Origin of the sequence: Streptomyces sp. NPDC015661, from assembly GCF_043077765.1 — a bacterium.
Lineage (GTDB): Bacteria > Actinomycetota > Actinomycetes > Streptomycetales > Streptomycetaceae > Streptomyces.
The window spans coordinates 363,028-375,844 of the sequence record NZ_JBIBST010000005.1; the positions used below are offsets into that span (position 1 = coordinate 363,028).

Sequence of the window (12,817 nt, forward strand, 5' to 3'; positions counted from 1 at the left end):
CGATGCGCCGCGGCCGCCGTCTCGCGGTCGACGTCGGGGACGCCCGGATCGGGGTCGCCTCGTGCGACCCCGACGGGGTCCTCGCGACGCCGGTGGAGACCGTGCCGGGACGTGACGTCCCGGCCGCCCACCGGCGGCTCCGCCAGATCGTCGAGGAGTACGAGCCCATCGAGGTCGTCGTGGGCCTGCCCCGCTCGCTCAGCGGGCGGGAGGGCCCGGCCGCGACCAAGGTCCGCGCCTTCGCGCGGGAGATGGCCAAGGGCATCGCCCCGGTGCCGGTCCGGCTCGTCGACGAGCGGATGACCACCGTCACCGCGACCCAGGGCCTGCGGGCCTCGGGCGTGAAGGCGAAGAAGGGGCGGTCCGTGATCGACCAGGCCGCCGCTGTGATCATCCTTCAGAACGCTCTTGAGTCCGAACGGGTATCAGGTAATCCGCCCGGCGAGGGCGTCGAAGTGGTCATCTGATCGCGATACGGTAACGTTCCGCGCGATGCGGCGGTGTTCGAACAGCTGCCGCACTACGTAGAGGCGGATCGTCCGGAAGCCTCGCGGCTGTTTTGGGGATCGATGACTGAGTATGGCCGGGGCTCTGGCTCCGAACCGTGGCACCCCGGGGACCCGCTCTACGGGGACCAGGGGTGGGAGGGCCAGCAGCAGTACCCGCACCCGCAGCAGCCGAACCAGTACGGCCACGGCGGCCAGGGCTACGCGGACCCGTACGCCCAGGGCGGTCACGCCGGGCAGGGCTACGGGGGCGACCCGTACCAGCAGCAGGCGCAGCAGCAGTACCAGCAGCAGCCCCAGCAGCAGTACGTCGATCCCCAGTACCAGCAGCAGGCGCAGCATCAGCAGTACCAGCAGCCGCAGCAGTACCAGACGGGATACCCGGGCGGTTACGACCCGCCCGGGCACCCCGCACAGCAGTACGACGGCGGCTGGGAGACCGGCCAGGCGGCGATGGCCTACGGCGCGCCGCCGGCCGATCCGTACGGCGGCCAGAACCCGGACCTGTACGGCACGCCCGAGGCGTACCCGCCGCCCCAGCCGCCCGGCCGCCGGCAGCACCCGCCGGAGCCGGTCGTCGACTGGGCGCCGGAGGAAGAGGCGCACCCGGAGCCGGAGGAGGAGAAGCACCCCTTCTTCACCGGTGGCGACGACGAGGACGACGACTACGACGAGGAGCCGGGGCGCGGCCGCGGCTCCCGCGACGACGACCGCGAACGCCGGAGCAAAGCGAAGAAACGCAAAGGCAAGAACGGCGTGGCCTGCCTGGTCGTCGCCCTCGTCCTGGCCGGCGGCGTCGGCGGCGTCGGCTACTTCGGCTACCAGTTCTGGCAGGGCGAGTTCGGCGCGGCCCCCGACTTCGTGGGCGCGGGCAGTGGCGAGGTCCAGGTCGAGATCCCGAAGGCCGCGGGCGGCTATGAGATCGGCAACATCCTCAAGAAGGCGGGCGTCGTCAAGAGCGTCGACGCCTTCGTCTCGGCGCAGCAGAAGAACCCCCGGGGTCTGTCGATCCAGGCGGGTGCCTACACCCTGAAGAAGGGGATGTCGGCCGAGGCCGCGGTCACGCTGATGCTGAACCCGGCCAGCCAGGCCAACCTGATCATCCCCGAGGGCAAGCGGAACGCCTGGGTCTACGAGAAGCTCGACGAGCGTCTCGACCTCACGCCCGGCACCACGAAGAAGATCGCATTCGCGAAGGCGGACTCGCTCGGCCTGCCCGACTGGGCCAAGAACCACGAGGACGTCAAGGACCCGCTGGAGGGCTTCCTCTTCCCGGCGAGCTACCCGGTCGCCAAGGGCGGCAAGCCCGAGGACGCGCTCCGCAAGATGGTGTCGCGCGCGAACCAGGAGTACACCAAGCTCGATCTGGACGGGAAGGCGAAGGAGCTCGGGGTCAAGGGGCCCTGGGAGCTCCTCACGGTCGCGAGCCTGGTCCAGGCGGAGGGCAAGACCCACGACGACTTCCGCAAGATGGCCGAGGTCGTCTACAACCGCCTCCAGCCGGACAACCGCGAGACGTACCAGCTGCTCCAGTTCGACTCGACCCTCAACTACCTGAAGGGTCAGAGCGAGATCAAGATCTCCGAGCAAGAGGCGAACACCAACACCGACCCGTACAACACGTACAAGCACAAGGGGCTCCCGCCGGGACCGATCAGCAACCCGGGCGGCGAGGCGCTGGCCTCCATGCTCAACCCCACGAACGACGGCTGGATCTACTTCGTGGCCACGGACGGCAGGAACAAGACCGAGTTCGCCAAGACGCACGCGGAGTTCCTCAAGCTGAAGGACAAGTTCAATGCCAACTCCGGCCAGTGAGGCGCGCCGCCGCGCGGCCGTCCTCGGTTCGCCGATCGCCCACTCGCTCTCCCCGGTCCTGCACCGGGCCGCGTACGCGGAGCTCGGGCTGACCGACTGGTCGTACGAGCGCTTCGAGGTCGACGAGGCCGCGTTGCCCGGCTTCGTCGGCGAGCTGGACGCGACCTGGGCCGGGCTCTCGCTGACCATGCCGCTCAAGCGGGCGATCATCCCGCTGCTCGACGAGATCAGCGACACGGCCGCCTCCGTGGAGGCCGTCAACACCGTCGTCCTCCGGGAGGACGGGCGCCGGGTCGGCGACAACACCGACATCCCCGGCATGATCGCCGCGCTGAGCGAGCGGGGCGTCGAGAAGGTGGAGTCGGCGGCCGTCCTCGGCGCCGGCGCCACCGCCTCCTCAGCGCTCGCCGCCCTCGCCCGGATCTGCGCGGGCCCCGTCACCGCCTACGTACGGAGCGAGGCACGGGCCGAGGAGATGCGCGGCTGGGGCGAGCGGCTCGGCGTGGACGTCCGTACCGCCGACTGGGAGCGCGCGGCGGAGGCCTTCGGCGAGCCGCTGGTCGTCGCGACCACCCCGGCCGGCACCACCAACGCCCTGGCGAACGACGTCCCCGACCGGGTCGGCACCCTCTTCGACGTCCTGTACGACCCCTGGCCGACGGCCCTCGCGGCCGCCTGGTCCGACCGCGGCGGCAAGGTCGTCGGCGGCCTCGACCTCCTCGTCCACCAGGCCGTCCTCCAGGTCGAACAGATGACGGGCGTCCCGAGGGCCCCGCTCGCGGCCATGCGGGCGGCGGGGGAGCAGGCGCTGGCGGCTCGGTAGGCTCCATCCGTACCGAGTCGATCACGGGGGAGCGGCAGTGGACACGGGTGGGGAATTCGTCCTGGCCTCGCGATGGGACGTGTCCTGGGACATCGTGCGCGCGGTCGTCATGGGGTTCCGCCACGACTTGCCCGAATGGGTGAGGTATCCACTGCTCGCGCTGGGCTGCACCCTGCTCGTCCACCACGGCCTCGACTGGCTGCGCGAGCGGTTCGGCGCGCCCCTGGAGCACAGCGAGGCCGACCACGGGAGCGGCGAGGCCGTCCAGGAGAGCGAGGCCGACGTCCGATAGCTGGACCGGAGGGCCGGTTCGTCCCCCGGACGTGGGAGGATCGGGGGTGGCGGGCCAGGGCCGCGCACCCGGCCGCGTCGTTGCAGTGCCCAGGCGCGAGCATGAGGAGCATCGTTGAGCAGGTTGCGTTGGCTGACCGCTGGGGAATCCCACGGACCCGCGCTGGTCGCGACGCTGGAGGGTCTTCCCGCCGGCGTCCCGGTCACCACTGAGCTGGTGGCGGACCACCTCGCGCGGCGACGCCTCGGCTATGGGCGTGGCGCCCGCATGAAGTTCGAGCAGGACGAGGTCACCTTCCTCGGCGGCGTCCGGCACGGACTCTCCCTCGGTTCCCCGATCGCCGTCATGGTCGGCAACACCGAGTGGCCCAAGTGGGAGAAGGTCATGTCGGCCGACCCGGTCGACCCCTCGGAGCTCAAGGAGACGGGCCGCAACGCGCCCCTGACCCGGCCCCGGCCCGGCCACGCCGACCTCGCCGGCATGCAGAAGTACGGCTTCGACGAGGCCCGGCCGATCCTGGAGCGCGCCAGCGCCCGGGAGACCGCCGCCCGTGTCGCCCTCGGCGCCGTCGCCCGGTCCTTCCTCAAGGAGGCCGCCGGCATCGAGATCGTCTCGCACGTCGTCGAGCTGGCCGCCGCCAAGGCTCCGTACGGCGTCTACCCGACCCCCGCCGACGTCGAGAAGCTCGACGCCGACCCGGTCCGCTGCCTCGACGCCGACGCGTCGAAGGCGATGGTCGCCGAGATCGACCAGGCCCACAAGGACGGCGACACCCTCGGCGGCGTCGTCGAGGTCCTCGCCTACGGCGTGCCCGTCGGGCTCGGCTCGCACGTCCACTGGGACCGTCGTCTCGACGCCCGGCTCGCCGCCGCCCTCATGGGCATCCAGGCCATCAAGGGCGTCGAGGTCGGCGACGGCTTCGAGCTCGCCCGCGTGCCCGGCTCGAAGGCCCACGACGAGATCGTGCGCACCGAGGACGGCATCAAGCGCACCTCCGGCCGCTCCGGCGGCACCGAGGGCGGTCTGACCACCGGCGAGCTGCTGCGCGTCCGCGCCGCGATGAAGCCGATCGCGACCGTCCCGCGCGCCCTGGCCACGATCGACGTCGCCACCGGCGAGGCCGCGGCCGCCCACCACCAGCGCTCCGACGTGTGCGCCGTCCCCGCCGCCGGCATCGTCGCCGAGGCCATGGTCGCGCTCGTCCTCGCGGACGCGGTCGTCGAGAAGTTCGGCGGCGACAGCGTGCCCGAGACCCGCCGCAACGTGCGGTCGTACCTCGACCACCTGACCATCCGGTGACCGGCGGACCCCTGGTCGTCCTCGTCGGGCCCATGGGCTCCGGCAAGTCCACGGTGGGCGCGCTCCTGGCCGAACGGCTCGGCGCGCCCTACCGGGACACGGACGCCGACATCGTCGCCGCCGAAGGACGCGAGATCTCCGACATCTTCGTCGAGGACGGCGAGGAGCACTTCCGCGCCCTGGAGCGGGCCGCGGTCGCCACGGCCGTCGCCGAGCACGAGGGCGTTCTCGCCCTCGGCGGCGGCGCGATCCTGGACGCCGGGACCCGCGCCCTGCTCGCCGGGCTGCCCGTCGCGTACCTCTCGATGGACGTCGAGGAGGCGGTCCGCCGCGTCGGCCTGAACACCGCGCGGCCGCTGCTCGCCATCAACCCGCGCCGCCAGTGGCGCGAGCTGATGGAGGCGCGCCGCCATCTGTACACCGAAGTCGCCCGGGTCGTCGTCAGCACGGACGAGCGCACCCCCGAAGAGGTCGCCCAGGCGGTCCTCGACGCACTGGAGTTGAAGGACGTATGACGGACCAGGACCAGGTGACCCGTATCCAGGTCGGCGGTTCCGCGGGCACCGATCCGTACGAGGTACTGGTCGGGCGGCAGCTCCTCGGTGAGCTGCCCGGCCTGATCGGCACCCAGGCCAAGCGGGTCGCCGTGATCCACCCGGAGGCGCTCGCCGACACCGGCGAGGCGCTCCGCGCCGACCTCGCCGAGCAGGGCTACGAGGCGGTCGCCATCCAGGTGCCCAACGCCGAGGAGGCGAAGACCGCCGAGGTCGCCGCCTACTGCTGGAAGGCGCTGGGCCAGACCGGCTTCACCCGCAGCGACGTCGTCGTCGGTGTCGGCGGCGGCGCCACCACCGACCTGGCGGGCTTCGTGGCCGCGACCTGGCTGCGGGGCGTGCGCTGGATCGCCGTGCCGACCACCGTCCTGGCCATGGTCGACGCGGCCGTCGGCGGCAAGACCGGCATCAACACCGCCGAGGGCAAGAACCTCGTCGGCGCCTTCCACCCGCCCGCCGGGGTCCTCTGCGACCTCGCGGCGCTGGACTCGCTGCCGGTGCACGACTACGTCAGCGGGCTCGCGGAGATCATCAAGGCCGGCTTCATCGTCGACCCGGTGATCCTCGACCTCATCGAGGAGGACCCGCAGGCCGCCCGTACCCCGGCCGGTCCGCACACCGCCGAGCTACTCGTCCGCTCGATCAAGGTCAAGGCGGAGGTCGTCTCCGGCGACCTCAAGGAGTCCGGCCGCCGCGAGATCCTCAACTACGGCCACACCCTCGCCCACGCCATCGAGAAGAACGAGCGGTACAAGTGGCGCCACGGCGCCGCCGTCTCCGTCGGCATGGTCTTCGCCGCCGAGCTCGGCCGTCTCGCCGGGCGGCTCGACGACGCCACCGCCGACCGGCACCGGGCGATCCTGGAGTCCGTCGGCCTGCCGCTCACCTACCGCGGCGACCAGTGGCCGAAGCTCCTGGAGACCATGCGGGTCGACAAGAAGTCCCGCGGCGACCTGCTGCGCTTCATCGTGCTCGACGGGCTCGGCAAGCCGACCGTCCTGGAGGGCCCGGACCCGGCCGTCCTGATCGCGGCGTACGGCGAGGTGTCCGCGTGACCGAGACGCGTCCGGTTCTGGTGCTCAACGGCCCCAACCTGGGCCGTCTCGGCTCCCGCGAGCCCGACATCTACGGCGCCACCTCGTACAAGGGGCTCGTCGAGTCCTGCCGGACCCTCGGCGCGGAGCTCGGCTTCGACGTCGAGGTGCGGGAGACCAACGACGAGGGCGAGATGATCCGCTGGCTCCACGAGGCCGCGGACCGCTCGGTCCCCGTCGTGATCAACCCCGGCGCCTTCACGCACTACTCGTACGGGATGCGGGACGCGGCCGCCCAGCGGACCGCCCCGCTGATCGAGGTGCACATCTCGAACCCGTACGCCCGTGAGGAGTTCCGGCACACCTCGGTCGTCGCGGCCGTGGCGACCGGGACGGTCGCCGGGTTCGGGATCGGTTCCTACCGGCTGGCGCTGCGGGCGCTCGCCGAGGAACTCGCCGAGTGACCGAGCCCGACGGGGCCTGACGGAGCCCGACAGGGCACCAGGGGGCGTCCCCGGCCGTTCCCCCTGTGGGGGCAGGGGGCGGTAACGTTCCGCCGTCCACGGACACACCGGTCCGGGGATCCGACAGGCGTACGAGACGGAGTGGCACCGGATGCAGCACGCAGTGGGGGGTCCGGCGGGCGGCGGGGACCCCGGCGGTCAGCCGCCCGTTCCGCCGCCGGGCCCGCCGGGGGCCCCGTACCCGGGGCCGGCGTCCGGGGCGCCGCGGCTCGGTGTGCATCCGACGGTCCAGGCCGGGGCCCCGCAGCCCCCGCACGCCGCACCGGGCTGGGGCGGCCCCGGAGGCATACCGCAGCATCCGGCGGCCCCCCAGCACCCGGCGGCACCCCACCCCGCCGGCGCGCCCCACCCGGGCGCCCCGCCGCATCCCAGCTCGGGGCAGCACCCCGCCGCCCCGCCGCATCCCGGCTCGGGGCAGCACCCGGCCGCCCCGCCGCATCCCGGCTCGGGGCAGCACCCCGCCGCCCCGCCGCATCCCGGTTCCGGGCCGCACCCCGCCGCCCCGCCGCGCGCCGACCTCACCGGGCACGTGCCGCTGCCGCCCGTGAGCGCGCCCCTCGCGCCGCCCGTGGAGCACGGCGCCGGGACCGGCGCGGCGACCCTCGCCGTACTCCTCATCGGCCCCGCGGGCGCCGGCAAGACGACCGTCGCCCGGCACTGGGCCCAGCGCCGTCGCGTCCCCACCGCGCACATCAGCCTCGACGACGTCCGCGAGTGGGTCTGCTCCGGCTTCGCCGACCCTCAGTCCGGCTGGAACGAGCACTCCGAGGCGCAGTACCGGCTCGCCCGCCGCACCTGCGGCTTCGCCGCGCGCAACTTCCTCGCCAACGGCATCTCCTGCATCGTCGACGACGCCGTCTTCCCCGACCGGCCCGTCGTCGGCCTCGGCGGCTGGAAGCGCCACGTCGGCCCCGGCCTGCTGCCCGTCGTCCTCCTGCCCGGCCTGGAGATCGTCCTGGAGCGCAACGCCGAGCGCAGCGGCAACCGGCGCCTCTCGGACGAGGAGGTCGCCGCCATCCACGGCCGGATGGCCGGCTGGTACGGCTCGGGCCTGCCGATCATCGACAACTCCACGTACGACGTCGAGACCACCGCCCGCGTCCTCGACGACGTCCTCGCCCGCGCGATCGCGAGCCCGCCCACCTGGTGACCCGCCCGTACGGCCGTTCTGAACAGGACGGCCCGGCGCCGCGCTCGTAGGCTCGGAGCATGTCAGAGGTGTATGCGGACCGCCGTGTGCGGCTGCGCGACCGGTGCGCGGCCGCGGGCAGCCCGGCGGCCCTGGTCTCCCGTCCCGCCAACGTCCGCTATCTCGCGGGTGGTTCGCCGCCCGGCGCCGTCCTGCTCGTCGGGCCGGAGCCGGAGACGGACGTCCTGCTCTGTCCCGTCGCCCCCGGTGGCGAACCGGCCGACGGACGGCTCGACGAACTGCTCCGGCAGCAGGTCCTGCCCACCGGAGGAGGCGATCCGGCGGTCGCCGCCGCCGACCACGCCCGCCGGGCCGGCGCGGACGCGCTCGCCGTCGAGGAACACCACCTGACGGTGGCCCGGCACCGGGCCATGGGCTCCGTCGCCCCCGGACTGCGCCTCGCCGACCTCGCCTGCGCCGTGGAACAGCTCAGGATCGTCAAGGACGAGGACGAGATCGCCTGTCTGCGGATCGCGGCGGAGATCGCCGACCAGGCCCTCGGCGAGCTCCTGGAGTCGATCCTCGTGGGGCGGACCGAGCGCCACCTCGCCCTGGAGCTGGAGCGGCGGCTCGTCGACCACGGCGCCGACGGGGCCGCCTTCCCCACCTCGGTGGGCACCGGCCCGCACTCCGGGCGCCGCGGGCACCGGCCCACCGACCGCCGGGTCGAGGAGGGCGATTTCCTCTCCGTCTGCCTCGGTGCGGACTACCGGGGCTACCGGTGCGAGATCGGCCGCACCTTCGTCATCGGCACCACCCCCGCCGACTGGCAGATCGAGCTGTACGAACTCGTCTTCGCCGCTCAGCGGGCCGGACGCGAGTCCCTCGCACCCGGCGCCGAATACCGGGACGTGGACCGGGCGGCCCGCCAGATCCTGGACGGCGCGGGGCACGCGGAGGCCGCCGTGCCCCTCACCGGGCACGGTGTGGGGCTCGAAATCGACGAGGACCCGCAGCTCTCACCCTCGGCCATGGGTAAACTGGACGCTTGTGTGCCGGTCACCGTCGAACCGGGGGTCCACCTCCCGGGCCGGGGCGGGGTCCGGATCGATGACACGCTCGTCGTGCGCCAGGAGGCGGACGGCGGACCCGAGCTACTCACCATCACGACCAAGGAGCTGCTCGCGCTGTAAGGCGCGTACGCCTCCCAGGTCCCACGTCAGTCCAGGAGATTCCGCAACCGTGGCTTCCACGAACGACCTCAAGAACGGCATGGTGCTCAAGCTCGAAGGCGGCCAGCTCTGGTCCGTCGTCGAGTTCCAGCACGTCAAGCCCGGCAAGGGCCCGGCTTTCGTGCGCACCAAGCTCAAGCACGTGCTCTCCGGCAAGGTCGTCGACAAGACCTTCAACGCCGGTACGAAGGTCGACACGGCCACCATCGACCGCCGCGACATGCAGTTCTCCTACATGGACGGCGACTACTTCGTCTTCATGGACATGGAGACGTACGACCAGCTGCACATCGACCGGAAGAACGTCGGTGACGCCGCCAACTTCCTCATCGAGGGCTTCACCGCCTCCGTGGCGCAGCACGAGGGCGAGGTGCTCTACGTCGAGCTCCCGGCCGCCGTCGAGCTGGTCATCCAGCACACCGACCCGGGCGTCCAGGGCGACCGCTCCACCGGTGGCACCAAGCCCGCCACCCTGGAGACCGGCCACGAGATCCAGGTCCCGCTCTTCATCACCACCGGTGAGAAGGTCAAGGTCGACACCCGCGACAGCAGCTACCTCGGCCGGGTGAACAAGTAACCGTGGCCGCTCGGAGCAAGGCGCGCAAGCGCGCCTTCCAGATCCTCTTCGAGGCGGACCAGCGTGGTGCCTCCGTCCAGGAGGTCCTCGCGGACCAGGTGCGGCTCGCGCGGTCCGACGACCGTCAGCCGCCGGTCAACGACTTCACCATGCAGCTGGTCGAGGGATACGCCGCCCACGAGGCGCGGATCGACGATCTCATCGCGACCTACGCGGTGGACTGGGACCTCGACCGGATGCCCGTCGCCGACCGGAACATCGTGCGCCTCGGTGCGTACGAGCTGCTCTGGGAGGACGGCACGCCCGACGCCGTCGCGATCGACGAGGCGGTGCAGCTCGCCAAGGAGTTCTCCACCGACGAGTCCCCGACGTTCGTCAACGGCCTCCTGGGGCGCTTCAAGGACCTGAAGCCGCGCCTGCGCCGGGACGCGGACGCCTAGTCCCGTACGGCACGCGAAGGGGCCCGCAGCACCGAGTGCTGCGGGCCCCTTCGCGTACCCGCCGGAGACAGGGATCCGGAGATGCGGATCGCCGGATCCCTGGAGCCCCGGATCTCCGCGGATCTCCGGGAAAGAGCAACGGGCCCGTGGACGTCGGATGACGTCCACGGGCCCGGCGGTACGTTTCTGCTGTTCCCTCGTAAGGGGTCAGTTGTCCTCGTGGGCGACCGCGCGGCGCGCGTCCGCGTCCAGGACGCCCCAGCTGATCAGCTGCTCGGTGAGGACCGAGGGGGACTGGTCGTAGATCACGGCGAGGGTGCGCAGGTCGTCCTGGCGGATCGACAGCACCTTGCCGTTGTAGTCGCCGCGCTGCGACTGGATCGTCGCGGCGTAGCGCTGGAGCGGGCCCGCCTTCTCCTGCGGGACGTGGGCCAGGCGCTCCAGGTCAAGGACCAGCTTCGGCGGCGGCTCGGCGGCCCCGCCCGGAGTCGTGCCCGGCAGGAGCTCCTGCACCGGCACCCCGTAGAAGTCGGCCAGCTCGGCAAGACGCTGCACGGTCACCGCGCGGTCTCCGCGCTCGTACGAGCCGACCACGACCGCCTTCCAGCGGCCCTGGGACTTCTCCTCCACCCCGTGGAGGGACAGACCCTGCTGGGTGCGGATGGCACGGAGTTTGGCCCCGAGCTGCTTTGCGTATTCGCTGGACATAACGCTCCCGGACGCTGTGACGACATGCGGCTGCGCCGCGCGGCTGGTAACTCACTGTGAGGTTACGCAGCGTTACACCTACCCGTCAAGCCGAATGGTCCGTACCGCCCCCTCCCGGGGGACGGCGCCCGGAGGGGCGACAGGGGTGCGCGGGAAATGCCCCGCCCGCCCCTGGTAGAGTGAACGGCGCAAATCCGACGTCCTTTAAGAGCCGTCCCGTGAGGCGGAGAAGGAGGTCCGTTTTCCATGGACACTCAGCAGCAGTACGGCGACGAGGCGCGGCCCGTTCTCGAGGCCCCCGACATCGCGCGGGTCCTGACCCGCATCGCCCACGAGATCGTCGAGCGCGCCAAGGGCGCCGACGACGTGGTCCTCCTCGGCATCCCCACCCGCGGCGTCTTCCTCGCCCGCCGGCTCGCCGAGAAGCTCGAATCGATCACCGGCACCAAGATCCCGGTCGGTTCCCTCGACATCACCATGTACCGGGACGACCTGCGGCTGAAGCCGGCCCGCGCCATCGGCCGCACCGAGATCCCCGGTGACGGCGTCGACGGCCGCCTCGTCGTCCTCGTCGACGACGTCCTCTTCTCCGGACGCACCATCCGCGCCGCCCTCGACGCCCTCGGCGACATCGGCCGCCCGCGCGCCGTCCAGCTCGCCGTCCTCGTCGACCGCGGCCACCGCGAACTTCCGATCCGCGCCGACTACGTCGGCAAGAACCTCCCCACGTCGCTGCGGGAGACGGTCAAGGTGCAGCTCGCCGAGGAAGACGGTCGCGACACCGTCCTGCTCGGCTCCAAGCCCGCCTCCTCCTAGCCGGACCGGCACCCCCGACGGGTCCGGGGCACAGCCCTGCGCACCCGCACGCCCTCACCCTCCCCACCACGGAGCGAAACCCCGATGATGCGTCACCTCATCTCGGCCGCCGACCTCACCCGCGACGACGCCGTCCAGATCCTCGACACCGCCGAGGAGATGGCCCGGGTGGCCGACCGGCCCATCAAGAAGCTGCCGACCCTGCGCGGCCGGACCATCTGCAACCTCTTCTTCGAGGACTCCACCCGGACCCGGATCTCCTTCGAGGCCGCCGAGAAGCGCCTCTCCGCCGACGTGATCAACTTCGCGGCCAAGGGCTCCAGCGTCTCCAAGGGCGAGTCCCTCAAGGACACCGCGCAGACCCTGGAGGCCATGGGCGTCGACGCCGTCGTCATCCGGCACAGCGCCTCCGGCGCCCCCTACCGGCTCGCCACCTCCGGCTGGATCGACGCCCCCGTCATCAACGCCGGCGACGGCACCCACCAGCACCCCACCCAGGCCCTCCTGGACGCCTTCACCATGCGCCGCCGCCTCGTCGGCCGCGACGCCGGCATCGGGCAGGACCTCGCCGGCAAGCGCATCACGCTGGTCGGCGACGTCCTGCACAGCCGGGTCGCCCGCTCCAACGTCGACCTGCTCCACACCCTCGGCGCCGAGGTCACCCTGGTGGCCCCGCCGACCCTGGTCCCCGTCGGCGTCGAGACCTGGCCCTGCGACATCTCGTACGACCTCGACAGCGTGCTGCCGAAGTCCGACGCGGTGATGATGCTGCGTGTGCAGCGCGAGCGGATGAACGCCGCCTTCTTCCCGACCGAGCGCGAGTACTCGCGCCGCTACGGGCTGGACGGCGAGCGGATGGCGAAGATGCCCGAGCACGCCATCGTCATGCACCCCGGCCCGATGGTCCGCGGCATGGAGATCACCGCCGAGGTCGCCGACTCCGACCGCTGCACGGTCGTCGAGCAGGTCGCCAACGGCGTCTCCGTCCGGATGGCCGTCCTCTACCTGCTTCTGGGCGGCAACGAGTCCGCCGTCAGCCACACCCGCACCGAGGAGAACAAGTAA

General features: G+C 72.2%; 15 protein-coding genes. 14 read left to right on the forward strand and 1 reads right to left on the reverse strand.

Going from position 1 to position 12,817, the window contains the following annotated elements; translation table 11 throughout:
- Positions 1–2: 2 nt before the first annotated feature.
- From ruvX to nusB, 12 genes are all read left to right on the forward strand, one after another.
- Positions 3–467, forward strand: coding sequence for a Holliday junction resolvase RuvX (gene ruvX, locus ACF07V_RS16285; protein ID WP_030693079.1), 465 nt, complete (start codon positions 3–5; stop codon positions 465–467).
- A 102-nt stretch (positions 468–569) separates the two neighbouring features.
- The gene (gene mltG, locus ACF07V_RS16290; protein ID WP_392154681.1) at positions 570–2,324 is read left to right on the forward strand and encodes an endolytic transglycosylase MltG; all 1,755 of its coding nucleotides are present in this window, start codon (positions 570–572) and stop codon (positions 2,322–2,324) included.
- The gene (locus ACF07V_RS16295) at positions 2,305–3,147 is read left to right on the forward strand and encodes a shikimate dehydrogenase (RefSeq protein WP_392154683.1); all 843 of its coding nucleotides are present in this window, start codon (positions 2,305–2,307) and stop codon (positions 3,145–3,147) included. The genes mltG and ACF07V_RS16295 overlap by 20 nt, the downstream gene beginning before the upstream one ends.
- A gap of 37 nt (positions 3,148–3,184) precedes the next feature.
- A complete protein-coding gene (locus tag ACF07V_RS16300) occupies positions 3,185–3,439 on the forward strand; it encodes a hypothetical protein (RefSeq protein WP_392154685.1) in 255 nt (84 codons plus the stop codon).
- Between the two features lie 114 nt (positions 3,440–3,553).
- Positions 3,554–4,738: a chorismate synthase gene (gene aroC / locus ACF07V_RS16305; protein WP_392154686.1), complete on the forward strand. Its 1,185-nt coding sequence runs from the start codon at positions 3,554–3,556 to the stop codon at positions 4,736–4,738.
- Positions 4,735–5,253 carry a shikimate kinase gene (locus tag ACF07V_RS16310; protein WP_392154688.1) on the forward strand — a complete coding sequence of 173 codons (519 nt, stop codon included), beginning with the start codon at positions 4,735–4,737 and terminating at the stop codon, positions 5,251–5,253. Before aroC ends, ACF07V_RS16310 begins: the two co-directional genes overlap by 4 nt.
- Positions 5,250–6,347, forward strand: coding sequence for a 3-dehydroquinate synthase (gene aroB / locus ACF07V_RS16315; RefSeq protein WP_389238305.1), 1,098 nt, complete (start codon positions 5,250–5,252; stop codon positions 6,345–6,347). Before ACF07V_RS16310 ends, aroB begins: the two co-directional genes overlap by 4 nt.
- A complete protein-coding gene (aroQ, locus tag ACF07V_RS16320; protein WP_392154690.1) occupies positions 6,344–6,790 on the forward strand; it encodes a type II 3-dehydroquinate dehydratase in 447 nt (148 codons plus the stop codon). The genes aroB and aroQ overlap by 4 nt, the downstream gene beginning before the upstream one ends.
- Positions 6,791–7,136: 346 nt before the next feature.
- Positions 7,137–8,000, forward strand: a complete 864-nt coding sequence (locus tag ACF07V_RS16325) for an AAA family ATPase (protein WP_392154924.1) — start codon at positions 7,137–7,139, stop codon at positions 7,998–8,000.
- Between the two features lie 59 nt (positions 8,001–8,059).
- A complete protein-coding gene (locus tag ACF07V_RS16330; RefSeq protein WP_392154692.1) occupies positions 8,060–9,172 on the forward strand; it encodes an aminopeptidase P family protein in 1,113 nt (370 codons plus the stop codon).
- A 49-nt stretch (positions 9,173–9,221) separates the two neighbouring features.
- Positions 9,222–9,788: an elongation factor P gene (gene efp / locus ACF07V_RS16335; RefSeq protein ID WP_392154694.1), complete on the forward strand. Its 567-nt coding sequence runs from the start codon at positions 9,222–9,224 to the stop codon at positions 9,786–9,788.
- 2 nt (positions 9,789–9,790) lie between these two features.
- Entirely contained in the window at positions 9,791–10,228 is a 438-nt protein-coding gene (gene nusB, locus ACF07V_RS16340) for a transcription antitermination factor NusB (protein WP_392154696.1), read from the forward strand.
- Between the two features lie 207 nt (positions 10,229–10,435).
- Here nusB and bldD read toward each other — a convergent pair whose 3' ends face one another.
- A complete protein-coding gene (bldD, locus tag ACF07V_RS16345; protein ID WP_017242229.1) occupies positions 10,436–10,936 on the reverse strand; it encodes a transcriptional regulator BldD in 501 nt (166 codons plus the stop codon).
- A 246-nt stretch (positions 10,937–11,182) separates the two neighbouring features.
- Here bldD and pyrR point away from each other — a divergent pair, with 246 nt between their 5' ends.
- Both pyrR and ACF07V_RS16355 read left to right on the forward strand, forming a co-directional pair.
- Positions 11,183–11,752 carry a bifunctional pyr operon transcriptional regulator/uracil phosphoribosyltransferase PyrR gene (pyrR, locus tag ACF07V_RS16350; RefSeq protein ID WP_392154698.1) on the forward strand — a complete coding sequence of 190 codons (570 nt, stop codon included), beginning with the start codon at positions 11,183–11,185 and terminating at the stop codon, positions 11,750–11,752.
- A gap of 84 nt (positions 11,753–11,836) precedes the next feature.
- Entirely contained in the window at positions 11,837–12,817 is a 981-nt protein-coding gene (locus ACF07V_RS16355) for an aspartate carbamoyltransferase catalytic subunit (RefSeq protein ID WP_392154699.1), read from the forward strand.